Source organism: Streptomyces sp. NPDC048644 (assembly GCF_043199105.1).
GTDB lineage: Bacteria > Actinomycetota > Actinomycetes > Streptomycetales > Streptomycetaceae > Streptomyces.
This window is the reverse complement of record NZ_JBICVO010000001.1, coordinates 22,211-45,617: the sequence shown is the minus strand read 5'-3', so window position 1 is coordinate 45,617 and position 23,407 is coordinate 22,211. Positions and strand designations below refer to the sequence as shown.

At 72.6% G+C, this 23,407-nt stretch carries 24 protein-coding genes; 12 read left to right on the top strand and 12 right to left on the bottom strand.

The window, feature by feature from the left end; genetic code table 11:
- The first annotated feature begins 150 nt into the window (after positions 1 to 150).
- The 5 genes from ACGFNI_RS00235 (at position 151) to amaP (ending at position 2,547) form a co-directional block, all read left to right on the top strand.
- Positions 151 to 627 carry an Asp23/Gls24 family envelope stress response protein gene (locus ACGFNI_RS00235; RefSeq protein ID WP_393679136.1) on the top strand — a complete coding sequence of 159 codons (477 nt, stop codon included), beginning with the start codon at positions 151 to 153 and terminating at the stop codon, positions 625 to 627.
- Between the two features lie 69 nt (positions 628 to 696).
- Positions 697 to 894, top strand: coding sequence for a hypothetical protein (locus tag ACGFNI_RS00230; RefSeq protein ID WP_227045829.1), 198 nt, complete (start codon positions 697 to 699; stop codon positions 892 to 894).
- Between the two features lie 21 nt (positions 895 to 915).
- Complete coding sequence (locus tag ACGFNI_RS00225) at positions 916 to 1,293, top strand: hypothetical protein (RefSeq protein ID WP_393680286.1); 378 nt, start codon at positions 916 to 918, stop codon at positions 1,291 to 1,293.
- Positions 1,290 to 1,934, top strand: coding sequence for a DUF6286 domain-containing protein (locus ACGFNI_RS00220; RefSeq protein ID WP_393679134.1), 645 nt, complete (start codon positions 1,290 to 1,292; stop codon positions 1,932 to 1,934). The genes ACGFNI_RS00225 and ACGFNI_RS00220 overlap by 4 nt, the downstream gene beginning before the upstream one ends.
- Before the next feature lie 7 nt (positions 1,935 to 1,941).
- The gene (amaP, locus tag ACGFNI_RS00215; protein ID WP_393679133.1) at positions 1,942 to 2,547 is read left to right on the top strand and encodes an alkaline shock response membrane anchor protein AmaP; all 606 of its coding nucleotides are present in this window, start codon (positions 1,942 to 1,944) and stop codon (positions 2,545 to 2,547) included.
- Between the two features lie 39 nt (positions 2,548 to 2,586).
- Here the strand turns inward: amaP and ACGFNI_RS00210 are convergent, their stop codons facing one another.
- The 5 genes from ACGFNI_RS00210 to ACGFNI_RS00190 form a co-directional block, all read right to left on the bottom strand.
- On the bottom strand, positions 2,587 to 3,342 hold the full coding sequence (locus tag ACGFNI_RS00210; protein ID WP_393679132.1) for an SDR family oxidoreductase: 756 nt from the start codon (positions 3,340 to 3,342) through the stop codon (positions 2,587 to 2,589).
- A gap of 4 nt (positions 3,343 to 3,346) precedes the next feature.
- Positions 3,347 to 5,140, bottom strand: a complete 1,794-nt coding sequence (locus tag ACGFNI_RS00205) for a glycoside hydrolase family 15 protein (RefSeq protein ID WP_393679131.1) — start codon at positions 5,138 to 5,140, stop codon at positions 3,347 to 3,349.
- 29 nt (positions 5,141 to 5,169) lie between these two features.
- Positions 5,170 to 6,060 (bottom strand): SURF1 family protein, encoded by an 891-nt coding sequence (locus tag ACGFNI_RS00200; RefSeq protein ID WP_393679129.1) that lies wholly within the window; start codon positions 6,058 to 6,060, stop codon positions 5,170 to 5,172.
- Between the two features lie 80 nt (positions 6,061 to 6,140).
- Complete coding sequence (locus tag ACGFNI_RS00195; RefSeq protein ID WP_393679128.1) at positions 6,141 to 6,374, bottom strand: hypothetical protein; 234 nt, start codon at positions 6,372 to 6,374, stop codon at positions 6,141 to 6,143.
- Between the two features lie 63 nt (positions 6,375 to 6,437).
- On the bottom strand, positions 6,438 to 7,460 hold the full coding sequence (locus ACGFNI_RS00190; protein WP_393679126.1) for a DEDDh family exonuclease: 1,023 nt from the start codon (positions 7,458 to 7,460) through the stop codon (positions 6,438 to 6,440).
- 268 nt (positions 7,461 to 7,728) lie between these two features.
- Between ACGFNI_RS00190 and ACGFNI_RS00185 the strand changes: the two genes are divergently transcribed.
- The 3 genes from ACGFNI_RS00185 (at position 7,729) to ACGFNI_RS00175 (ending at position 10,478) form a co-directional block, all read left to right on the top strand.
- Positions 7,729 to 8,649, top strand: coding sequence for a sterol desaturase family protein (locus ACGFNI_RS00185; RefSeq protein ID WP_393679124.1), 921 nt, complete (start codon positions 7,729 to 7,731; stop codon positions 8,647 to 8,649).
- Positions 8,646 to 9,371, top strand: a complete 726-nt coding sequence (locus ACGFNI_RS00180; protein ID WP_393679123.1) for a lysoplasmalogenase — start codon at positions 8,646 to 8,648, stop codon at positions 9,369 to 9,371. The genes ACGFNI_RS00185 and ACGFNI_RS00180 overlap by 4 nt, the downstream gene beginning before the upstream one ends.
- A gap of 75 nt (positions 9,372 to 9,446) precedes the next feature.
- Positions 9,447 to 10,478 (top strand): TIGR03086 family metal-binding protein, encoded by a 1,032-nt coding sequence (locus ACGFNI_RS00175; RefSeq protein WP_393679121.1) that lies wholly within the window; start codon positions 9,447 to 9,449, stop codon positions 10,476 to 10,478.
- 67 nt (positions 10,479 to 10,545) lie between these two features.
- Here the strand turns inward: ACGFNI_RS00175 and ACGFNI_RS00170 are convergent, their stop codons facing one another.
- Positions 10,546 to 12,060, bottom strand: a complete 1,515-nt coding sequence (locus ACGFNI_RS00170) for a S8 family serine peptidase (protein ID WP_393679119.1) — start codon at positions 12,058 to 12,060, stop codon at positions 10,546 to 10,548.
- Between the two features lie 513 nt (positions 12,061 to 12,573).
- Between ACGFNI_RS00170 and ACGFNI_RS00165 the strand changes: the two genes are divergently transcribed.
- The 3 genes from ACGFNI_RS00165 (at position 12,574) to moaA (ending at position 15,780) form a co-directional block, all read left to right on the top strand.
- A complete protein-coding gene (locus tag ACGFNI_RS00165) occupies positions 12,574 to 12,987 on the top strand; it encodes a DUF485 domain-containing protein (protein WP_393679118.1) in 414 nt (137 codons plus the stop codon).
- On the top strand, positions 12,984 to 14,621 hold the full coding sequence (locus ACGFNI_RS00160; protein WP_393679116.1) for a cation acetate symporter: 1,638 nt from the start codon (positions 12,984 to 12,986) through the stop codon (positions 14,619 to 14,621). The genes ACGFNI_RS00165 and ACGFNI_RS00160 overlap by 4 nt, the downstream gene beginning before the upstream one ends.
- 169 nt (positions 14,622 to 14,790) lie before the next feature.
- Complete coding sequence (moaA, locus tag ACGFNI_RS00155; protein ID WP_393679114.1) at positions 14,791 to 15,780, top strand: GTP 3',8-cyclase MoaA; 990 nt, start codon at positions 14,791 to 14,793, stop codon at positions 15,778 to 15,780.
- 57 nt (positions 15,781 to 15,837) lie between these two features.
- Here moaA and ACGFNI_RS00150 read toward each other — a convergent pair whose 3' ends face one another.
- Both ACGFNI_RS00150 and ACGFNI_RS00145 read right to left on the bottom strand, forming a co-directional pair.
- Positions 15,838 to 16,083 carry a hypothetical protein gene (locus ACGFNI_RS00150; RefSeq protein ID WP_393679112.1) on the bottom strand — a complete coding sequence of 82 codons (246 nt, stop codon included), beginning with the start codon at positions 16,081 to 16,083 and terminating at the stop codon, positions 15,838 to 15,840.
- A 244-nt stretch (positions 16,084 to 16,327) separates the two neighbouring features.
- Positions 16,328 to 16,702: a DUF3099 domain-containing protein gene (locus ACGFNI_RS00145; RefSeq protein WP_393679110.1), complete on the bottom strand. Its 375-nt coding sequence runs from the start codon at positions 16,700 to 16,702 to the stop codon at positions 16,328 to 16,330.
- Positions 16,703 to 16,921: 219 nt separating this feature from the next.
- Here ACGFNI_RS00145 and ACGFNI_RS00140 point away from each other — a divergent pair, with 219 nt between their 5' ends.
- Positions 16,922 to 17,200: a GlsB/YeaQ/YmgE family stress response membrane protein gene (locus ACGFNI_RS00140; protein ID WP_393679109.1), complete on the top strand. Its 279-nt coding sequence runs from the start codon at positions 16,922 to 16,924 to the stop codon at positions 17,198 to 17,200.
- 141 nt (positions 17,201 to 17,341) lie between these two features.
- On the opposite strand, the gene tyrS is transcribed toward ACGFNI_RS00140, so the two are convergent.
- The 4 genes from tyrS to ACGFNI_RS00120 all read right to left on the bottom strand — a co-directional run bounded on the left by tyrS (position 17,342) and on the right by ACGFNI_RS00120 (position 23,397).
- Positions 17,342 to 18,742, bottom strand: a complete 1,401-nt coding sequence (gene tyrS, locus ACGFNI_RS00135; protein WP_393679108.1) for a tyrosine--tRNA ligase — start codon at positions 18,740 to 18,742, stop codon at positions 17,342 to 17,344.
- Positions 18,743 to 18,841: 99 nt separating this feature from the next.
- Positions 18,842 to 20,302, bottom strand: a complete 1,461-nt coding sequence (locus ACGFNI_RS00130) for a metallopeptidase TldD-related protein (protein WP_393679107.1) — start codon at positions 20,300 to 20,302, stop codon at positions 18,842 to 18,844.
- A gap of 139 nt (positions 20,303 to 20,441) precedes the next feature.
- Positions 20,442 to 21,710 (bottom strand): cytochrome P450, encoded by a 1,269-nt coding sequence (locus tag ACGFNI_RS00125; protein ID WP_393679106.1) that lies wholly within the window; start codon positions 21,708 to 21,710, stop codon positions 20,442 to 20,444.
- A gap of 151 nt (positions 21,711 to 21,861) precedes the next feature.
- Positions 21,862 to 23,397: a TldD/PmbA family protein gene (locus ACGFNI_RS00120; RefSeq protein WP_393679104.1), complete on the bottom strand. Its 1,536-nt coding sequence runs from the start codon at positions 23,395 to 23,397 to the stop codon at positions 21,862 to 21,864.
- Between the last annotated feature and the right edge of the window lie 10 nt (positions 23,398 to 23,407).

The window sequence follows — 23,407 nt, the reverse complement described above, 5'->3', positions numbered from 1 at the left end:
GGCCCACCACGGTGGGCCGGGGCCGGTCCGCGTTCATGCCCGGGGCGGGGCACCCGGCTGCCGCATCCCTGAGGCGGGCCCGGGGGAGCGCACCTACTGTGGGCGCCGGAGCGGCAGGCCGTTCCTCCCCTCGGAAAGGGATGCTCGGAGATGACCGACAGCGAGCAGTGGAACCGGTCCGGAGCCTCGGACGGAGCGAAGCCCGGTGGTGCGCGCGGCGGCGGTGACCCCGCGTCCCGCGGGCGTACGACCATCGCCGACGGTGTCGTGGAGAAGATCGCCGGTCTCGCGGCCCGCGACGTGGCCGGTGTGCACGCCATGGGCAGCGGATTCGCGCGCACGCTCGGTGCGGTGCGGGACCGGGTGCCGGGCGGCGGCAGGTCGGGCACCGCGACCCGCGGCGTGAAGGCCGAGGTCGGGGAGGTGCAGACGGCGCTCGACCTGGAGATCGTGGTGGTGTACGGCGTCTCCATCGCGGACGTGGCCCGCGCGGTCCGGGAGGAAGTGATCTCCGCCGTCGAGCGGATGACCGGCCTTGAGGTCGTCGAGGTCAACATCGCGGTGAGCGACGTGAAGCTGCCCGACGAGGAGGACGAGGACGAGGAAGCGGAATCCAGGCTCCAGTAGTCGGCCCCTGCGGCAGCAGGTCCCGGCGGCCGTCGGATTCGGCCGGAGCGGGTAGCGAAGGAGCGCACGATGAGTATGGCCGTGGTCGGTCTTCTGGCCGGTATGGCGCTGGGTTTCGCCGGATACTTCGGTGGGTTCGGGGCCTTTGTCCTGGTGGCAGCCCTGGGCGCCATCGGCTTCGTGGCCGGCCGGTTCCTGGACGGGGACCTGGAGGCCGGCGATTTCTTCCGTACGCGGTCCGGTGGCCGCGACGAGCGGCGGCGGTGAGCCGGGGTGGCGACGCTGTCCATGGCGACGGTCGTCGCCGAGGTGCCGGCCGGGGAACGGGGCGCGACGCGGGTCGCCGACCGGGTGGTGGCGAAGATCGCCGCCCGTGCGGCGCGCGAGGCGCTGCGCACCGCGGCGCCGCACACGCGCACCGCTGCCCACGCGTCGGTGACCGTCCGCGGACGGAGCGACCGGCAGACCCTCGGTGAGGCCCATGTGCGGGTGGCCGTGGAGCTGGGCTACCCGTCCGACATCGGCGCGCAGTGCGGCGCGGTGCGGCGTCAAGTGGCCGAGCGGGTAAGGGCGTTGGCGGGCATGGAGGTGCCCGATGTGGCGGTGGAGGTGGAGCGCCTGCACTCACCGCTGCAGGAGTCGGCGGGCCGGGAAAGGGTGCGATGAGCGAGGACGAGCCCACCCGGAGACTGCCGACCCTCGACAAGGAGGCGGCCCCCGCCGACCCGCCGCGGCCGGGCGCCGCACAGCGGGCACCGGTGCACGGCAGGGCGGGCCGCTTCTGGTCGTCCCGCAGGGTTCCGGCGGCGATCGTGGCGCTGGTGCTGCTGGCCGCCGCCGGACTGCTGCTCTACGACGTGGCGGCGGTGCGCGCCGGCCGCCCGGCGATGGCCTGGCGCAAACGGCTCGCCGGTGAACTGGCCACCCGGAACCTGGACGACCCCTGGGTGCTCGGCGCCGCGGCGGCGGCCGTGCTGATCGGCCTCTGGCTGATCCTGCTGGCGCTCACACCGGGGCTGCGCGGCCTCCTGCCGATGCGCCGCACGGCCCCGGACGTACGGGCCGGACTCGACCGGAAGGCCGCCGCCCTGGTGCTGCGCGACCGTGCCATGGAGGTGCCGGGCGTCCGGTCCGTGCAGCTGTCGGTGCGCCGCCGCAAGGCGAAGGCCAGGACGGTCTCGCACTTCAGGGAGCTGGACGAGGTGCGCACGGATCTGCGTGCGGCGCTCGGTGAGGGGCTGCAACAGCTGGGACTGGCGCGGCGGATGGGCCTGTCCGTCCGTGTCCGGCGTCCGAAGAAGAGGTGAGCGTGCGATGCGCAAGGTCCGCAGAACCGTCAACCGGGTGCTGCTGGGGCTGACCGGCGCGGTGCTCCTCGGCACCGGCGGCGCGGTGCTGCTGGCCGGTCTCGACCTCGCGTCGGCCTGGCACTTCTCGCTGCCCGACTGCTGGCCGTGGACCCGACCTGACGGCGTGCTGCTGTCCGGCGGTAACCGCACCCGGTGGGTGGACAGCGGATGGTGGTGGCCCACCGTCATCGCCGTCCTCGCGGTCGTCGTCCTGCTGCTCCTGTGGTGGCTCCTGGGACAGCTGCGCCGCCGCCGGCTGGTCCAGATCCTGATCGACAGCGGGGACGGCGAAGGCGCGACGCTGCGCGGCCGGGCGCTGGAGGGGGTGCTGGCCGCCGAGACGGAGGCGCTGGACGGGGTGGAGCGGGCCGGGGTGCGGCTGGCGGGACGCCGCACCCAACCGCGGGTGCGGGCCGTCCTGGCGCTGGCCCCGCACGCCGACCCCGGCACCGTCCTGCTGCGGCTCTCGGACGAGACGGTGGCCCGCGCACGCGGCTCGGCCGGTCTTGAGCGGCTGCCGGCCGAGGTGCGGCTGCGCGCGGTGCCGCACCGCGCGGAGCGGGTCAGCTGAGGCGGCGGCGCACACCGATCGGCGTGCGCCGCCGGACCGTCAGAAGCCGTGCCGTGCCCCGCCGTCCACCGGCACCATCACGCCGGTGAGGTAGGAAGCGGCGGGCGAGAGCAGGAACGCCGCGGTCCTGCCGAATTCGGCGGGCTCGCCGTAGCGGCCCAGGGGGATCGACGCGGAGTTGCGGGCGCGGGAGCCCTCGGGGTCGCCGGAGTGCGCGTCGAGCTGGGTCATCCGGTCGGTGGCGATCCGGCCCGGCAGGACGCCGACGACCCGGATGCCGCGCGGGCCCAGCTCGTTGGCCAGCGACTTGGCGAAGCCGGCCAGGCCGGGGCGCAGTCCGTTGGACACGGTCAGGCCGCCGATCGGCTCGTGCACCGAGCTCGACAGCACGAAGCCGATGACGCCGCCTTCGCCCAGCTCCGCCGCCACGGCGCGGGCCAGCCGTACGGCGCCGAGGAAGACCGTGTCGAAGGCGGTCTGCCACTGTGCGTCGGTGGTGTCGGCCGCCGATCCGGGCGGCGGGCCGCCGACGCTGATGAGGACGCCGTCGAGGCGCCCGAACCGCTCGCGGGCGGCGGCGACCAGGCGGGCAGGTGCCTGCGGGTCGGCGTTGTCGGCGGCGACGCCCAGGGCGCGTTCGCCGAGTTCCGCGGCGGCTGCCGCCGCGCTCTCCTCGGTGCGTCCGGTGAGGACGACGTGGGCGCCGTCGGCGACCAGTTCGCGGGCGGTGGCGAAGCCGAGGCCGCGGGTGGCTCCGGTGACGAGGTACGTCCGGTCGGTGAGTCCAAGATCCATGGCTCTAGGGTCTCGCGTCTGACCCCGCGCCGTCGAGCAGGGTGAGGGCGGTCCCGACCAGGCCGACGTGGCTGAACGCCTGCGGGAAGTTGCCCAGTTGCCGGCCGGCCGCCGGGTCGTACTCCTCGGCGAGCAGCCCGACGTCGTTGCGCAGCGCGAGCAGCCGCTCGAACAGGGCGCGGGCCTCGGCGGGCCTGCCGGTCAGCTGGAGGGCTTCGGCGAGCCAGAACGAGCAGACCAGGAAGGTGCCTTCGCCGCCCGGCAGGCCGTCGACGGAGCTGCCGTCGGTGGCGTAGCGGCGTACCAGCCCGTCGTGTGTCAGCTCGTCGCGGATGGTGTCGACGGTGCCGATGACGCGCGGGTCGCTGCCCGGCAGGAAGCCGAGGCGGGGGATGAGCAGGGTCGCCGCGTCCAGCTCGGTGGAGCCGTAGGACTGGGTGAAGGTGCCGCGTGCGGCGTCGTAGCCCTTCTCGCAGACCTCGCGGTGGATGGCGTCGCGCATCGCACGCCAGCGCGTCGCGTCGCCCCGGACGCCGGGGTGCGCCTCGACGGTGCGTACCGCGCGGTCGGCGGCGACCCAGGCCATGACCTTGGAGTGGACGAAGTGCCGGCGCGGGCCGCGGATCTCCCACAGGCCCTCGTCGGGGTCGCGCCAGGTGGATTCGAGGTAGTCGACCAGGGCCCGCTGGATGTTCCAGGCGTGCGGCTCCGACGGCAGGCCCGCGGTGCGGGCGCTGTGGAAGGAGTCCAGCACCTCGCCGTAGACGTCGAGCTGGCGCTGGTCGACGGCGGCGTTGCCGATCCGTACCGGGGTGGATCCGGCGAATCCGGACAGCCAGGGGAGCTGGGATTCCGGCAGCCGCCGTTCACCGGACAGCCCGTACATGATCTGGAGGTCTTCGGGGGCGCCGGCCACCGCGCGCAGCAGCCAGTCGCGCCAGGCCGCCGCCTCCTCCAGGTAGCCGGCGGCGAGCAGTGAGTTGAGGGTGAGGGAGGCGTCCCGCAGCCAGCAGTAGCGGTAGTCCCAGTTGCGGACGCCGCCCAGCTCCTCGGGCAGGGAGGTGGTGGGCGCGGCGACGATGCCGCCGGTGGGGGCGTAGGTCAGTGCCTTGAGGGTGATCAGCGAGCGGATCACGGCGTCGCGGTGCGGCCCGGTGTAGCAGCAGCGCGCCGACCAGGCGCGCCAGTCGTCCAGGGTGCAGTCCAGCGCGTCGTACGGGTCGATGATCCGTGGCCTGGGCTCGTGCGAGGGGTGCCAGGTCAGGATGAAGGCGACCCGGTCGCCCTGGCCGACGGTGAACTCCGAGCGGGTGCTGAAGTCCTTTCCGTAGGTGGTGACTTGGGGGTCGTTGCGCAGCCAGACCGAGTCGGGGCCCGCGATTGCCACCCGGCAGCCTTCGGCGTGCCGGACCCAGGGCACCACCCGGCCGTAGTCGAACCGCAGCCGCAGGACGCCGCGCATCTCGACGCGGCCGTGCAGGCCCTCGACGATGCGGATGACGTCGGGGGCGCGGTCGCGCTGCGGCATGAAGTCGGTGACCTTGACGCTGCCGGTGGGGGTGTCCCAGACGGTGTCCAGGACGAGCGAGTCGCCGCGGTAGGCGCGGGTGGCGCGGGCGTCGGACGCGGCGGGCGCCAGCCGCCAGTGGCCGTTGTCCTTGCCGCCGATGAGGGCGGCGAAACAGGCGCCGGAGTCGAAGCGCGGCAGGCACAGCCAGTCGATGGAGCCGTCGCGGCCGACGAGGGCGGCGGTCTGGAGATCGCCGATGAGCGCGTAGTCCTCGATACGTGGGGGCACCCAGCGCCCCTTCCCGCGGGGCGGGTGCGCTACTCGGCGGTGGGGGCTGTCCGGGCTACCGCGTCGGCCGGTGCCGCGGCTGCGGTGTCCGGCTCCGCGTCTCCGGTTCCTTCCGGCGCTCCTGCCTCGTCCGGTGGCCCGGCCGCCGCCGCACCGGCCTTCTTCGCGGCCTCCGCCGCCAGGTCCCGCAGTTCGCGGCGTACCAGGATGATCCAGCCGACCGGCACCGCGGCGGCGAACAGCCACCACTGCACCGCGTACGCCATGTGCGGGCCGATGCTGTCGTGGTCGGGCTCGGGGACCAGCTGCGGTGTGCCGTCCGCCGGGTCAGGTGCGGTCTGCTCGATGTAGCCGCCGAGCACCGGGTGGTGCAGCCGCTTCGCCTGCTGCTCGCTGTTGATGAGCATCACCTGGCGGGCGGGCAGGCCCTGGGTGTTCTTGATCCCGCTGCCCGCGGTGGTCTCGTCGGCCATCATCCGGCCGGTCACGCTGACGGTGCCCTTGGGGGTGGCCGGGACGTCGGGGAACTTGGTGAGGTCGTTGCCCGCCGGGATCCAGCCGCGGTTGACCAGCACGGTTTGCCCGTGGGCGAGGTTCAGCGGGGTGAGGACGTAGTAGCCGATGCTCGACTCGTCGGCGCCGGTGCGCTGGCGGACCACGACCTCGTGCGCGGCGTCGTACGTGCCGGTGGCGGTGACCCGCCGCCACATGTCGTCGCGCGGCAGCGTGCGGCCGGGTGCGGTCAGGTCGGTGACCGGGACCGGCTTCGCGTGCAGGTTGTCCGCGATGAGCTGGTTCTGCGCGACCTTGTGCTCATGTCGGTGGAGCTGCCAGAAGCCCAGTTTGATCATTACCGGGATCAGGACGAGGCCCACGAGGGTGAGGATCACCCACTGCCGGGACAACAGGAAGCGGTACACGGCTTTGACGGTACCTGGAGTGTGACGGCCCCCGAGCAGGGGGTCCTGCCGGGGGCCGTACGATCCGTGGTGCGCACGGGTCAGACTCTGTCGACGATGCCCACCTTCCCCTCGGAGCGGGCGCAGTGGGCGCCGCAGTACCAGTGGCCATCGACCTCGACGCCCTGGCCGATGACCTGGCACCGGCAGTGTTCACAGATGGGCGCCATGCGGTGGATGGCGCAGGAGAAGCAGTCGAAGACGTGCACCGCGCCCTGTGCGTGCACCTCGAACGTCATCCCGTATTCGTTTCCGCAGACCTCGCAACGTGCCATGCGCCACAGGGTGGGCGCGGGGCAGTCGCGGGGCGAGGCGTCGGCGGGTGTGTTGTCCCGGCTTCACCCGGACGCAGGCGCCACGTCCTGGAGCAGCTGCATGAAGGCTGCCTCGTCGATCACGACGGTGCCGAACGAGCGGGCCTTGGCGGTCTTGGACGTCTGCGCGTCGGGGTCGTTGGTCACCAGCAGGCTGGTGAGCCGGGACAGGCTCGTCGCGACGTGCAGTCCGGCCTCGACGGCGCGGTCCTCCAGCAGTTCGCGGTCGACGGAGGTGTCACCGGAGAAGGCGACCCGCATGCCCTGCACCAGCCGGCCGCCCGCTTCGTAGCGCCCCGGGTTGGGGTACGGGCATGCGGGGCGCTTGCGGGACGGCCGCCAGGTGCCGGGGCGGTACGACGCCGAGCCGGTGTGCTGCCGTGGCGCCGGGGCGTCGGACCATTCGGTGAGCGGCTGGCAGGTCAGCAGCGGCAGGCGCAGATTCTCCCGCGCGGCCCGGCGCAGGCTGGGCCGGAACGCCTCGGCCAGTACCCTGGCGTCGTCCAGGGCGTGGTGGGCGTGCTCCTGCACCACGCCGTAATGGGCGGCGAGCGACTCCAGCTTGTGGTTGGGCAGCGGGAGGCGCAGCTCCTTGGAGAGCGCGATCGTGCACAGGCGGCGCTCCACCGGTGCCTCGGCGCGGGCGCGCGCGTACTCCCGCGCGATCATCGACCAGTCGAACATGGCGTTGTGCGCGACCAGGACGCGGCCGGCGAGGCGCCGGGACAGCTCGGGGACGATCTCCGGGAAGAGCGGGGCGTCGGACAGTACCTCGCTGGTGAGGCCGTGGATCCACACCGGGCCCGGATCGCGCTGCGGGTTGACCAGGGTGTACCAGCGGTCCTGGAACTCGCCCTGCGCGTCGAGTTGGTAGACGGCGGCGGAGATGATCCGGTCGTCGCGGGCCAGCCCCGTGGTCTCGACGTCGACCACCGCGTATCCCTGCGGATAGACGTCCGGCCAGGGGGCCGGCGGGGTCGACGGTCCCGGCTGCTGCCCGATCCTCGGCGTGATCGGGTCGGCTGCTGCCATGTGGTCTTCGAGCATGGTCACTGAGGATACGGGCCGGGACCGACAGTCACCGAACCGCAGTCGTCCCGACCCCGCGCGGGCGGCATCCGCTCACGGTCGGTCAGGCGGGCCCGGCGGACCGGGCGATGACGAGGAGCAAGGCGGATGAAAGCGAGCAAAAAGGGCAAGTCGCCAACTCCGGTTACCGACGGTATCTGCCCGTCGGCAGTTGACGGCACGTCTTACATACTTATCGGTAACCACCTCTAGCGGCGCCCCGTCCGCCGCCCTTATGGTGCGGGGCATGCCGCACCTCCCCGATGTCGTGTTGTGGTCCGTTCCCGCCTTCGTCCTGCTCACCGTCATCGAGATGGTGAGCTACCGCCTGCACCCCGACGAGGACGCGGCGGGCTACGGGGCCAAGGACGCGGCCACCAGCGTCGGCATGGGGGTCGGCAGCCTGGTCTTCGACGCGCTGTGGAAGATCCCGATCGTCGCGATCTACGCCGCGGTCTACGAACTCACCCCGCTGCGCGTCCCGGTGCTGTGGTGGACGCTGCTGCTGATGCTGCTCGCGCAGGACTTCTTCTACTACTGGTCGCACCGCGGTCACCACGTCATCCGCATCCTGTGGGCCTGCCACGTCGTGCACCACTCCAGCAAGAGGTTCAACTTCACCACCGCGCTGCGGCAGCCCTGGACCACCTGGACGGTCTGGCCGTTCTACGTCCCGATGGTCGCGCTCGGCGTGCATCCCGCGGCCATCGCCTTCTGCTCGGGGGCGAACCTCGTCTACCAGTTCTGGGTGCACACCGAGCGGGTCGGCACGCTGCCGCGGCCCTTCGAGTTCGTTCTCAACACCCCCTCCCACCACCGCGTCCACCACGCCTCGCAGGGCGGCTATCTGGACCGCAACTTCGGCGGGATCCTGATCGTCTGGGACCGGATGTTCGGCTCGTTCGTCCCCGAGACCGAGCGGCCGGTCTACGGGCTCACCAAGAACATCGACACCTTCAACCCGCTGCGCGTCGCCACCCACGAGTACGCCGCCATCGCCCGCGACGTACGGGCGGCGGGCAGCTGGAGCGAGCGCGCCGGGCGGGTGTTCCGCGGTCCCGGCTGGCAGCCGGCCGCCGCCGCCAACTCCCGTGCCGACGTGGCGACTTCACCGTGCGGGCAGGCCGCTTCGGGTGCGGCGGCCACCGCGGGCGAGCGCGCCGCGTGAGCCCGCTGCGTCCGCGGCCCCGCGCCGCCCGGCTGCTGCTCGCCGCTTTCGCGGTACTGGCCGCCGTCCACCTCGCCGCGCTGCTCCTGCGCGCTGCGGGACCTGGCCACGACACCGCCGACCTCGTCGTCCACCTCACCAAACCCGCGCTGATGCCGGTCCTGGCCTGCTATGCGCTCAGCAGCGGCGGCCCGCCGCTGCTCGCCGTCGCCCTGGTGTGCGGCTGCGCGGGCGACACCCTCCTCCAGGCGGGCGGCGACACCCTCTTCCTGCTGGGCATGGGCGCGTTCGCCGCCGGGCACCTCTGCTACCTCGCGCTGTGCGCCCGGCACGGCACGGCGCTGCGGCGGAGCCATACGGGTGCGGCGGCCGGCGCGTACCTCGTCGCCTGGGCCGCCACCGTGACGCTGCTGTGGCCCGACCTGCCCGCCGGGATGCGCGTCCCGGTGGCCGGATACAGCCTGCTGCTCACCGCGATGGCCTTCGGCGCCCTGCGGGCCGGACCGCTCGCCGCGGCCGGCGGACTCCTCTTCCTGCTCTCCGACACCCTGATCGCCACCGGCATCGCCGACTGGCCGCAGCTGCCCGAACCGCAGTTCTGGGTCATGCTCAGCTACGCCGCGGCCCAGTGCGCGCTGGCCGGCGGCGTGCTGCGGGCCGGCGCGGCGGGCACCGCACCACCCCGGTACGCCGCCGCACCGGCCCGCACCGAAGCCCGCTGACCGCCGCCTCGCCGCCCCCGGTCCTGACCCCGCGTGCTTGAGTCTCCCCCCGTGGGAGACCCGAAAGTGGGGGGCATGTACGAGGACGGCACGGGCCTGGTCACGATCGGCACGCTGGCACGCCGGACCGGAATCCCGGTCAAAACCATCAGGAACTGGTCGGACCTGGACCTGCTGCCGACCGCCGCCCGCACCCCCGCGGGCTACCGGCTGTTCCCGCAGCCGGCCGCGGGCATCGCCCCCGACTCGCCCGCAGCAACCCCCGTCGTCGCCGAACTCGCCGCCGCCTGGCTGCCCACCCGGGCGGCCACCGCCGACCCGCCCGACCGGGACGGCGCCGCCGCCCGCGACCGGCTGCGGGAACAGCTGGAGGCCGCGGCCGACCCCTCTGTCGCGCGCTACTGGGAACTGCTCTGCGCGGTCACCGGCCGCCCCGCGCCGCCCCGTTGGGACCGTGCGGGCACCTGGACCGCCGCCGCGCCGCGCGCCCACCGCACCCCGGTGGAGATCGACCGCGCCGCCTTCGCACAGTGCGACCCGGACCGGGTGCTGTACGCCTACCGGACGGTCACCCGCGAGGTCGCCGCCCTGGCCGCCGCGGTGAGGACCGCGGATCTGGAGCTGCCGACCCCGTGCGGCGGCTGGCGGGTACGCGAACTGCTCGGCCACCTCGTGTGGGAGAACCTCATGGTGGCCTCGGTGGCCGACGGCGACCCGCGCACCGACCACACCGCCGACCACACCGCCGACCACATCGGCGACGACCACGCCGCCGCCTTCGACGACAGCACCAGGACCGCGCTCGCCGCGTTCACCCGCAGCGGCATGCTGCACCGCACCTACGGGCCGTACGCGGCACCGGGCGCGATGCTCGTCCAGCAGGTCGTCGTCGAACTCCTCGCGCACGGCTGGGATCTGGCACGGGCCATCGGCGCGCCGACCGTGCTGGGGCCGGAGGTCGCCGAGGAGACGCTGGCCGCGGCGCGGCGGATCTACGGCGCCGCGCCGCGCACCGAAGGGGGCTCGTTCGCCCCGGAGCGCGCCGCCCTGTCCGGTGCGAGCGCCGCCGACCGCCTCGCCGCGTACCTCGGCCGCGACCCGGGCTGACCGGCGGGCGTCCCGTACCGCCCGCGGGCCCGGCGGCCTTCCCCGGCCGACGGGCCCGCGGCGTGCGCTACTTCAGGACCGCGTCCAGCGCGTCGACGATGCCGTAGCCGAAGTGGCTGTTGACGTGCTTCGTGCCGGTGCAGCCGGCGTCACCCGCGGGGCACCCCGGGTTGTCCGCCTGCTGCTTGAGCAGCCACTGGATCTCCTGCGGGCCGGAATCGGGGTGCGTGCTCCGCAGCAGCGCCACGACACCCGCGACGTGCGGGGAGGCCATCGACGTCCCCGCCAGGTAGGCCCAGTCGCCGCCCGGCACGGTGGAGAGGATGTTGCCGTTCTTGGCGGGCAGTTCGGGCACCTGCGCCGAGTCGCCGCCCGGGGCCGCCACATCGATCCGGCCGAGGCCGTAGTTCGAGTAACCCGACTTGAGGCGCTGCACGCCGGTCGCCGCGACGGTCACCGTGCCCGGCAGCTGGGTGGGCACGTCCCAGCAGGTCTTCGGGTCGACGGTGCGGGTGGTGGGCGTCGAGTCGTTCGGGCTGCCGGTGTCGGTGAGCTTCGATGCCGCCAGGTCGAGGTCGGCGTTGCCTGCCGCCGCGACGTTGACCGCGCCCCTGCGCTCGGCGTACTTCGCCGCCCTGCCCACCGCGTCGACGATGGCCGCCTGGTCGGCGTCGTCCTTGCACGCGAACATCCACGGATCCACGTAATAGCTGTTGTTGGTGACCTGGACACCGTGGTCGGCCGCGAAGACGAAGGCGCAGACGACGCTCTCCGCGTAGAACAGGCTGGTCCCCGGCTCGCTGACCTTGATGGCCGAGACCTTCACGCCGGGGGCGACCCCCGCCACACCGACACCGTTGCGGGCCGCCGCGATGGTGCCGGCGACATGCGTGCCGTGGTAGTCGCTCTCCGGGTCGTACGGGCGCCAGGACCCCGGGGAGGTGTCGGCGACGCCGCCCACGCAGTTGGCGGACTGCCGTGCCGAGAAGTTCGCCTTCAGGTCCGGATGGGTGTCGTCCACCCCGGTGTCGATGACGGCGACGGTGACCTTCCTGCTGCCGGGATCCACCGTCGCGGCCCGGTCAGCCCCGATGGCGGGCAGGTCCCACTGGAGCGGCTCCAGCGGCTCGTCGCCGCGCGCCCTCGCCGCCGCGCCCGCCGCCGCGACCCGGTCATCGGTCAGCTCCACCTTCTGCGGCCTGCCGGTGTCGGTGGTGCCGGACGGCTTGAGCGGCGCGGTACGGGTCGCGCCCGCCGACTGCACGCCCCTGACGCCCCGCATGGTGGCGGCGAACCGCGGAGCGGCCGAGTGGACGACGATCACGCCGATGCGCTCATGGGCGGTGACCACCTTTCCTCCGGCCCTGGCTATCTCCTGCGTCACCCTGCCGACCGTGGCGCGGCCGGGCGTGGTGTTCACGACGTACGACAGCAGCGGGCCGCCGGCCGGTGCCGCGGCGGCCGGGGCGGCACCCTGCGAGGCGGCGGTGGCCGCCTGCGGGAGGAAGCCGAGCGACGCGGTCAGCGCCAGGCCGAGCGGCAGGGCCAGCGCCCGCAACCGTCTGGATCGGGGATGTGCCATGGGGACTCCACCTCATCCGTGAGACCGCCCGCGCGCGGGTCGCGTGCGGGCGGAGATCTGACGGTGAAGTTATCGGCGATCACCGGAGTGCGCCATGGAAAGGTCAAAAACCCGGCGGCGGGGTTGACTTGCCGCCGGGTCAGCAGCCCCGGCGCAGCGCGCCGATACTCAGCGGGGGCAGCGGGACGCGCGGGCCGTACCAGCGGCCAGGGCCCGCGCCCTGCCGTCGGGGCGCCGGCGGATCGACGGACAGCGGGGCCGGCAGCCGCACGCTGCCGAACGGGCGGCGCCCGGGAGGGGAAGGCTGCGGGCGGGGCGGATACGGCGGCGGATTCACATCCGGCACAACGAACCGCGCGCCGGGCGGTGGCGGCCGGCCGGCCCATTGGTCACGGAATTCAACCATCGGCCCCTGTTGAAATCCGTGGCCGCACCTCTACGATGCGTGATCCACGTCACTTGCCTGTCCTCCGTCGTCGTTCCGCCGGCGGTCACCCCGTGTCAGGAGAACCCGTGAGCAGCGCACCGCCCCCCGGCCCCGGGCCGCATCAGCCGCCGCCCGGCGCGGCATCTGCAGACAGCGTCCAGCCGTCCCGCACCGAAGCGGGCCCCGACGGCGTCCCGTACCCCTTCACCGAGGTGCAGGCCAGTGGCGAGTTCGCCGAACTGCGCCACGCCCACCGCTCGTTCGCCTTCCCGCTCACGGTCGCCTTCATCGCCTGGTACCTCGCCTACGTCCTGCTGTCGAGCTACGCGGGCGGCTTCATGGCGCTCAAGGTGCTCGGCCACATCAACGTCGCCCTCGTCCTCGGCCTCGCCCAGTTCCTCACCACCTTCCTCATCGCCTGGTGGTACTCCCGCCACGCGGCGGCCCGGATCGACCCCAGGGCCCAGGCCATCAAGAAGCGCCTGGAGGGCGACGCATGAACCTCACACAGCAGCCGCTCGCCCTCCACCTCGCCGCCGGCGGCGCGGGCGAGCACCGCACCCTGATCGTCAGCCTCTTCGCCGTCTTCGTCGCCGCCACCCTCGGGATCACCGTCTGGGCCGGCCGCCAGACCAGGAACGCCGAGGACTTCTACGCGGGCGGCCGTCAGTTCAGCGGCTTCCAGAACGGCCTGGCCATCTCGGGCGACTACATGTCGGCGGCGTCCTTCCTGGGCATCGCGGGCGCCATCGCGCTCTCCGGATACGACGGCTTCCTCTACTCCATCGGCTTCCTCGTCGCCTGGCTCGTCGCCCTCCTCCTGGTCGCCGAACCGCTGCGCAACTCCGGCCGCTTCACCATGGGCGACGTCCTCGCCTTCCGGATGCGCCAGCGCCCGGTGCGCACCGCGGCCGGCGTCTCCACCATCGTCGTCTCGATCTTCTACCTGCTCGCGCAGATGGCCGGCGCCGGCGCTCTGGTCACCCTGCTGCTCGGCATCACCAGCGAGACCGGCAAGATCCTCGTCGTCGTCCTCGTCGGCATCGTGATGATCCTGTACGTCTCCATCGGCGGCATGAAGGGCACCACCTGGGTCCAGATGGTCAAGGCGGTGCTGCTGATCGCCGGCACCCTGCTGATCACGTTCCTGGTGCTGCTGAAGTTCCACTTCAACATCTCCTCGCTGCTCGGCGCCGCCGCCGAGAACAGTGGCAAGGGCGCCGCCTTCCTGGAGCCGGGACTCAAGTACGGCGTGACCGCCACCTCGAAGATCGACTTCATCTCCCTGGGCATCGCCCTGGTGCTCGGCACCGCAGGACTGCCGCACATCCTGATCCGCTTCTACACCGTCCCCACGGCCAAGGCCGCCCGGAAGTCCGTGAACTGGGCGATCGGCATCATCGGCGTCTTCTACCTGATGACCATCGCGCTGGGCTTCGGCGCCGCCGCCCTCATCAAGCCCGCCACGATCACCGCGTCCAACAAGGCGGGCAACACCGCGGCGCCGCTGCTCGCCCAGCAGATCGGCGGCGGCCCCGGCTCCACCGGCGGCGCGATCCTGCTCGCCGTCATCTCCGCGGTCGCCTTCGCCACCATCCTCGCGGTGGTCGCCGGACTCACCCTCGCCTCGTCCTCGTCCTTCGCGCACGACCTGTACGTGAACGTCATCCGCAAGGGCAAGGCCACCGAGAAGGAAGAGGTCCGCGCGGCCCGCTGGGCGACCGTCGGCATCGGCGCCGCCGCCATCGTCCTCGGTGTCTTCGCCCGCGGCCTGAACGTCGCGGGGCTGGTCGCGCTCGCCTTCGCCGTCGCCGCGTCGGCCAACCTCCCGACGCTGCTCTACAGCCTGTTCTGGAAGCGGTTCACCACCCGGGGCGCCCTGTGGTCCATCTACGGCGGCCTGTTCTCGTCCGTCGTCCTCGTGCTGTTCTCCCCGGTCGTCTCCGGCGCCGAGACCTCGATGTTCCCCGGCGTGGACTTCCACTTCTTCCCGCTGGAGAACCCGGGCCTGCTCTCCATCCCGCTGGGCTTCCTCCTCGGCTGGCTGGGATCCCGCCTCTCCAAGGAGGAGCCCGACGCGAAGAAGTACGCCGAACTGGAGGTGCGTTCGCTGACCGGCACCGGAGCGCACTGAACCACCGGCGCTCCCGGAGCACACCGCGCATCCGCACGGCAACCGGGCGGGGCGGCATCGTAGAGATCTACGACGGCGCCCCGCTCACCTCGTGCTTCTCACGCCCCCTCGCTGTCACCCCCATCGCGTAGTCTCGAAGAGTATTGATCCGAACCGGGGAGGGGGTCTCGTGCTCATCGACACCTACGGTCGGGTGGCCACCGACCTACGCGTATCGCTCACCGACCGCTGCAACCTGCGGTGCACGTACTGCATGCCGGAGGAGGGCCTGCAATGGCTGGCCAAGCCCGACCTGCTCACCGATGACGAGATCGTCCGGCTCATCCGCATCGCGGTGACCGAGCTGGGCATCGACGAGGTCCGCTTCACCGGCGGCGAACCCCTGCTCCGCCCCGGCCTGACCGGCATCGTCGAACGCGTCGCCGCCCTCACCCCCCGCCCCCGGATGTCGCTGACCACCAACGGCATCGGACTGGAACGCACCGCCGCCGCCCTCCGCGCCGCCGGCCTGGACCGCGTCAACGTCTCCCTCGACACCCTCCGCCCGGACGTCTTCCGGACCATGACCCGCCGCAAGCGCCACGACGACGTACTGCGCGGCCTGGCCGCCGCCCGCGCCGCCGGACTGACCCCGGTCAAGGTCAACACCGTCCTGATGCCGGGACTCAACGACGACGAGGCCCCCGACCTGCTCGCCTGGGCCATGGAGAACTCCTACGAACTCCGCTTCATCGAGCAGATGCCGCTCGACGCCCAGCACGGCTGGAAGCGCGACGGCATGATCACCGCGGGCGACATCCTCGCTTCGCTGCGCACCCGCTTCACGCTGACCCCCGAAGACGCGGAGAAGCGCGGCGCCGCGCCCGCCGAACGCTGGATCGTGGACGAAGGGCCGCACCGCGTCGGCGTCATCGCCTCGGTCACCCGCCCGTTCTGCCGGGCCTGCGACCGCACCCGCCTGACCGCCGACGGACAGGTGCGGACCTGCCTGTTCGCCACCGAGGAGACCGATCTGCGCGCGGCGCTGCGCTCGGACGCGCCGGATGCCGAGATCGCCCGCATATGGAAGCTCGCGATGTGGGGCAAGAAGGCCGGCTCCGGGCTCGACGACCCGTCCTTCCTCCAGCCCGAGCGGCCCATGTCGGCGATCGGCGGCTGAGCCCGCCCGCACCGCAGGCAGGCGGTCACGCGCCGGGCGGGCAACTGCGCCGCCGGTTCAGCTCCCGGAGGCCGATGACTCCCAATCCTCCAGCGTCACCACGTCCTTGAGGAAGCCGCGCACGTCCAGGAACTGCGACAGATGCTCCCGGTGCTCCTCGCAGGCAAGCCAGGTCTTGCGGCGGTCGGGAGTGTGCAGCTTCGGGTTGTTCCAGGCCAGCACCCACACCGCGGCGGCGCGGCAGCCCTTGGCCGAGCAGATGACGGCGCTCTCGGTGGAGTCCGGAAGATCAGGGGAGTTCACAGCCTCAACCCTACGTCCCGTACCGCGCGGCACCGGCAGGCCCGCCAACTCCCGTACGGCACAAGCCGGACAGGGCGACGCCGGGCAGCCACGGGGGGAGCCGCCCGGCGTCGGTCCATCGCTCCGACGGGGGATGCGGAGCGCACACGCAGTATGTCACGCGAGGGTGGGGCAGGTGCACTGGATCCGCAGGATTGCTCCGAGTTGATCTGAGCTTCCCTTGAGCTTCCGAAGCGCCCGACGCTCAACTACGGCCGGTGCGCGGGTCCTTCGCGTCCGCCTGCCCGGGTTCCGCTACCGGCTCCGCGGCGCGGTCACCGCCGCCGGGCGCCAGCGCCGGACGGGCCGGCGCCATGACGAACGTCGAAGGAAGCGAAGGCACGTTCTCCCGGCCCGCGTTGGCGATGACGACCGCCACGTACGGCAGTCCGAAGCCCAGCACCAGCGTCGCGATCGCGATGGGCCGCTCGATGTTCCAGAGCACGACGGTGAGCACCACGGCCACCGTCCGTACCACCATCGAGATCACATAGCGCCGCTGCCGTCCCCGCACATCGTCGGACAGTCCCTGCCGGGCCCCCGTGATCCGGAAGGTCTCGACGCTGCTCTGCTTCCGCATCACGTTCCACCACCTGGTCGGTCATGCCGGATTCTCCCCGGTTCCGGTCGCTCCCACGGTACGCCGCGGGTGCGCCCGGTACGAGACCGGGGCGTGCCATCGGGTGCGCGGCCGGCACCCTGCGCACGGCGTACACCGGGCTCCGGCGTGCGGCGTACGCGAAGCGGCGCGACACTGGCGGGGCACGGTCCGTGCTCCGTCCGTGCCGGAGGAGGCGACATGAATTGGTTGTGGGCCATCATCCTGGGCCTGATTCTGGGCCTGATCGCCAAGGCCATCATCCCGGGCAAGCAGCAGATCCCGCTCTGGCTGACCGTGATCTTCGGAATGCTCGGCAGCGTCCTGGGCAACTGGGTGGCGACCGGCATCGGCGTGGAGGACACCAAGGGCATCGACTGGATCCGCCACCTGCTCCAGCTGGCCGGCGCGATCGTCATCGTCGCGGTGGGGGACCGCCTCTGGGTCGCCCTGCGCGGCAACCGGAAGAAGACCGTGTAGGTCGCGTCCACCGCGGTCCCGGTGCCGGCCCCGGGCCGGTACGCCGGCGCGGTACGCACACTCCGTCGGCGTACGGAAACGGCCGGTGCGCGAAGAACGCGCACCGGCCGTCCGGCTGCCTGCCGTGCCGCTCCCCGAGGGTCAGCGGCCGTCGAGCCTGGCGAGCTTGCGCCCTGCCTTGAGGTAGACGGCGCCGTCGCCCGCCACCTGCTCGGCGAGCACATCGGCCAGCGGACGTGCCGAGTCGGCCTCGGCGAGCACCACCGTCTGCTGTCCTTCGGCGCCCTCGACGACCAGCCGCAGCGCGTTCTGCTTCGCCAGCCGCCGGGCCGCCGATGCGCTCGGCGTGAACTCCAGGACCTTCGTGAGCACGACGGCCACCGTCTCCGTGCCGTGCGCGGCGACGTCGACGACCGGCAGCGACTCGACGTCCGTGAACGACTTCTTGGAGAACTGGGCGACGAACCCGGCCCGCGCGGCCATCGCCGCCTCCAGGCCGTACAGCGCCGTCACGACCTCGCCCGCCAGGATCTTCTTGAGGTCCATCGGGTGCAGCGAACGCGCGGCGACCCGGCCGAGTACGAGCGTGATCTCCTCGTCCGTCCACTCCGTCCACGCCTTGAGGTACGGCTCCATCAGCCGGTCGGGGACCGACATGATCTTGCCGAAGACGTCGTCGGCCGACGCGCTGAGACCGACGTAGTTGCCCTTGGACTTGGACATCTTGGCGCCGGTGCCGTCCGTGCCCTCGATCAGCGGCATCGTGACGACCAGCTGCGGCTGCTGCCCGCGCAGCTCCATCAGCTTGCGGCCCATCTGGAGGTTGAGCAGCTGGTCGGAGCCGCCCAGCTCCACGTCGCACCCCAGCGCCACCGAGTCCAGGCCCTGCGCGATCGGGTACAGCAGCTCGGTCATGGTCAGCCCGGAGCCGGCCGCGAGACGGTTGCGGAAGTCCTCGCGCTGCAGCAGCTGGGACGCCGGTACCTGCGAGAGCAGCGACAGCAGCTCGGGGAAGGTGTACGGCGCCAGCCACTCGCTGTTCTGCCGGAAGCTGACGTTCTCGAAGTCGAAGAACGGGCGCACCTGCTCGCGGTAGGTGGCGAGGTTGTTCGCGATGTCGTCGTCGGTCAGCGGCGGACGCTCGGCGGTACGGCCCGACGGGTCGCCGATCTTGGCGGTGAAGTCACCGATGATCAGCGTGACGTCGTGGCCGAGGCGCTGGAACCGGCTGAGGATGATCAGCGGCACGGCGTGCCCGAGGTGCACGTCGGTCGCGGTCGGGTCGATGCCCAGCTTGATGTGCAGGCCACCGCCTGCCGCGCGGCGCTCCTCGATCCGCTCGGCCAGCTTGTCCACACCGGGCAGGACCTCGACCGTACGGGCCGCGATCAGCGCGGCCTGTTCCTTGGCGGGCAGGTCCGTCAGGTCGAGATAGCGCCGGGCGCCCGTCTCCTGGAGCAGCTCCTGGACGGTCGCGTCCGAGGAGAGATCGGCGGAGAGCAGGGTCGTGGCGCGGGCGACGGATTCGCCGAGGCGTGTCATGGCGTTCCTGATCGGTTGTGGTTCCCGAAGGGGAGGACAAGGGGACAGTCTATTCGCTGTCCGTACACCGCCCTCGCCTCCCCGGCGGGGGCGGCCCGTTCACACGCCGTGGCTGACCGAACTCATGTGGAAGTCCGGGATGCGCAGCGCCGGCATCGCGGCCCGCGTGAAGTCGTCGCTCCACTCGCGCGGCAGGGTGCGCTCGGTCCGGCCCGCCTCCGTCGCGCGCCCCAGCAGATCCACCGGCGACTCGTTGAAGCGGAAGTTGTTGACCTCGCCGACGACCTCGCCCCGCTCCACCAGATAGACGCCGTCCCGGGTCAGCCCGGTCAGCAGCAGCGTCGCCGGATCCACCTCGCGGATGTACCACAGGCAGGTCAGCAGCAGCGCGGGCCCGTCGTGGCCGCTCGCCGCCACCATCTCGTCCAGCGAACGCGAACCGCCGCCCTCCAGAAGGAGGTTGTCGATGCCGGGTGCCACCGGGAGCCCGGTCAGCGCGGCGCTGTGCCGGGTGGTCGGCAGCTGGTGGAGCACGCCCTCGCGCACCCAGTCGGTGGCCGTCAGCGGCAGCCCGTTGTCGAAGACGGAGGCGTCGTCGCCGGAGGCGTGCGCCAGCACGAACGGGGCGCATTCGAGGCCCGCGGCCCGCGGATCGCTGCGCAGGGTCAGCGGCAGCGCGGACAGCCGCTCGCCCACCCGGGTGCCCGCCCCGGGACGCGCCCCCGCCGCGGCGGCGTCCTCGGGCCGGGAGAAGACCGTACGGCCCTCGGCCGCGTCCCGGGCCGCCGACGACCACAGCTGGTGGATCAGCAGATCGGCGACGGCGGTCGGCGGCAGCAGCGTCTCGTACCGCCCGGCGGGCAGTTCGACCCGCCGCCCGGACCGGGCCAGCCGCCCGGCCAGCTCCGCGTCCAGCGCCACCGGGTCGACGTCGGTGAAGTCGCGGGTGGCCCGGCCCACCCACGCCGAACGGGCCGCGCCCGCCCCGGAACCCGCCGTTTTCGCGTTCACCTCCAGCGTCCCGGTCGGCTGGTCGTGCCGCAGCCGCAGCCCGGCCGATGTGCCCAGGTACGACGAGACGACGCCGTGCTGCGCGAAGCCGTACAGCGCACGTCCGCCGGCCCCGGCCTGCCGGAACGCCTCGCCGAGCGCCGGCGCGAAGGCGGCGAACACCTCGGGCGAGGTCGTGGCGGGCGCCGCGGTGAAGGCGGCGTCCTGAGCCCCGCCGCCGACCAGCGGCTGCGCGTCCTCGGCTGGCCCCGACTCGCGCGCCGCCGCCTCCGCCGCCCGTACCAGCGGCTCCAGGTCGTCCGTGGTCACCGCCGACCGGGTCACGACACCGGAGGCCGTGCCCCGCGCGCCGTCCACCGTCGCGACGACCGTGACCGTACGGCCGCGGGTGACGCCGTTGGTGGTGAGCGCGTTGCCCGCCCAGCGCAGGTTGACGCCGGAGTGCTCGTCGGCGATGACCACGCAGCCGTCGGCCCGTGACAGCTCCAGGGCCCGTTCGACGATCTCGTGCGGTGCGCCGCTGCGCGAACTCATCGAACGGGGGCTCATCGGCGGTCCTCCTGCGAGGTGTTGAGGACGTGGTGTCGACCTGGGAGCAGAGCCTACCGAGCGGGTGCGGTGCCGGTGGGTGCAAGGAAGAGGGCCCCACCCATCAGGGTGAGGCCCGAGGGGGCGGGCTCTCATCAGGTCACAGGCGCACGGGAAGGGCCTTCAGGTGCCAGTTGACGGGGTTGTTGCCGCGTTGCAGGTGCTCAGGGCCGGTGGCGAGGCGCAGGTCGGGGAAGCGGTCGAGCAGGGCGGTCAGGGCGGCGGCGGTCTCCTCCTGGGCGAGGTGGGCGCCGAGGCAGCGGTGGGCGCCGTGCCCGAATCCGACGTGGGGCTCGCGGCCACGGCGGGTGCGGGCGAGGTCGAGGCGGCCGGGGTCGGTGAAGGCCGCCGGGTCGCGGTTGGCCGCCGACACGATCGGGAGGACGGCTTCGCCGGCGCGTACCGGAGTGTTGCCGAGGGTGGTGTCGCAGGTGGCGTAGCGGGGCAGCGCGCGCACGACGGGGCCGCAGTAGCGCATCAGCTCGTCGACGGCGTACGGCATGAGCGCGGGGTCCTCGCGCAGCAGGGCGAGTTGGCCGGGATGGGCGAGGAGCGCTTCGGTGCCGTTGGCGATGAGATTGACGGTGGTGATGTGCCCGGCGACGACGAGGTTGGTGATGAGGGCGACGAGTTCGTCGGTGCTCAGCCGGTCGTGGCGGTGGGGGTCGAGCAGGTCGGAGATGAGGTCGTTGCCGGGGTGGGCGGTGTGGGTGGCGATGAGGGTGTGGGCGTCGTCGACCATGCCGGCGAGCGCGTCGCCGAGTTCGTCACCGCAGGTGCCTGCGGTCAGCGTGGCGCTGCGGGCGCGCCAGCGGTCGCGGTCGGCTTCGGGGACGGCGATGAGTTCGCAGATGACGGTGATGGGCAGCGGACGGGCGAAGTGCTCGACGAGGTCGACGACGCCGTCCTCGGCGTGTTCCGGTAAACGGTCCAGGAGTTGGGCGGCGATGGCGTCGATCCGGGGGCGCAGCGCGGCCACGCGGCCGGGGGAGAACGCGGCGGTCACCAGGCCGCGCAGACGGCGGTGGTCGGCGCCGTCCGCGTCGAAGATCCCGGCGCGCAGGTACTTCTCGTGGTCCGCGTGCATGCCGCGGGCCTGCCAGGTCTGCTCGGTGCGGTGTGCCACCGGCGCGCCGGGGACGGTCGTGGCGTCGATGGTGAAGCGGGGGTCGCTCATGACGGTACGGATGTCGTCGTGCCGGGTGGCCACCCACATCGGGTCGACGCCTGGCATGCACCCGCGCACCATCGGTCCGTCGGGCTCACCGATGCGCGCGTACGAGGTGAAGGGATCCCGCACCAACTCCTGATCGGCCAGGTCCATCAGTGTGTGGTCGGTGTCGCCGATGCCTGCTTCCTGCATGCCCATACCAGAATTCTCCTGAAAGTTCGGTATTCGGTCGCGGCATCTTCGTCCCCAAGCCGAACTCTCCGCACCCCTCGCGGACGCGAATGCACCCGGACGAGTGCGTGCCGGCGTGTCGGCCCCGTGGTGACCTAGGGGCCTGAGAGGTGCCGGATCACGAACGCCCGGACTCCGCAGTCGTGTTGAGGATGTTCACGTTCCGGAACACCGCCGAAGGGCACCCGTGGGAGACCGCCGCGATCTGCCCCGGCTGGCCCTTTCCGCAGTTGACGGCGCCTCCCAGGACGTAGGTCTGGGGTCCGCCCAAGCCTTCCAGCGACCCCCAGAAGCCGGTGGTGCTTCCCTGATAGGCAACATCCCGGAGCTGCCCGCGAAGGCGCCCGTTCCGGATCGCGTAGGCCCTCTGCTGGGTGAACTGGAAGTTGTACCGCTGCATGTCGATCGACCACGAGCGGTCGCCGACGACGTAGATGCCGCGCTCGACACCGGCGATCAGCTGCTCGGTCGACGGCCCGTCCGGTGCGGGCTCCAGGGAGACGTTGGCCATCCGCTGGACCGGGACGTGGCCGGGTGAGTCCGCGTACGCGCAGCCGTTGGAGCGGCCCAGGCCCGTCAACCTGGCGATCCTGCGGTCGAGTTGGTAGCCGACCAGGGTGCCGTCCCGGATCAGGTCCCAGGACTGCGCGGCCACTCCCTCGTCGTCGTAGCCGACGGTGGCGAGCCCGTGCTCGGCGGTGCGGTCGCCGGTCACGTTCATCAGCTCGGAGCCGTACGCCAGCTTCCCCAGCTGGTCGAAGGTGGCGAACGAGGTGCCCGCGTACGCCGCTTCGTACCCCAGCGCCCGGTCGAGTTCGGTGGCGTGCCCGACCGATTCGTGGATCGTCAGCCACAGGTTGGAGGGGTCGGCCACCAGGTCGTAGGCGCCGGCCTCGACCGTCGGTGCGCGCATCTTCTCGGCGAGCTGCTCCGGAAGGGCCGCCAGTTCGCCGTCCCAGTCGTAGCGGCCGTCCGTCAGGTACTCCCAGCCACGGCCGACCGGCGGCGCGAGGGTGCGCATCGCGTCGAAGTCGCCGGTCGCCTGATCCACCGCGACCGCGGTCAGCTGGGGGTGCAGCCGTACCCGCTGCTGGGTGGTGCAGGTCCCTGCCGAGTCGGCGTAGAACTTGTTCTCCTGGACGGTCAGCACCGAGGCGTCCGCGTGCGTGACACCGGGCGCGGCCAGCAGCCGTCCGCTCCACTCCGCCAGCAGCCCGGTCTTCTCCGCGTCCGGTACCGCGAACGGGTCGACCTCGTACGAGGAGATCCAGGTGCGGTCCGGGTACGCGGGCTCATCGGCCAGCTCCACCCGCTCCCGGGAACCGGCCGCCGCGGTCACCTTGGCGGACAGCTTCGCCATCGCCACCGCCTGGGACGCCACCCGGGCCGCCGCGTCCATCGTCAGGTCCACCCCGGAGGCGAACCCCCAGGCGCCGCCGTGCACCACCCGGACCGCGTACCCGAGGTCGGTGCTGTCGGACGACCCGGACAGCCGGGCGTCGCGCAGCCGCCAGGTGGCGCTGCGCACCCTCTCCAGGCGGAAGCCGGCGTGTTCGGCGCCCAGTGCGCGGGCCCGCGCCAGCGCGGCATCGGCCAGTGCGCGCAACGGCAGCACCGTAAACGTCTCGTCAAGGGCATGGGGTGCAGCAGGCACGGCGTCCTCC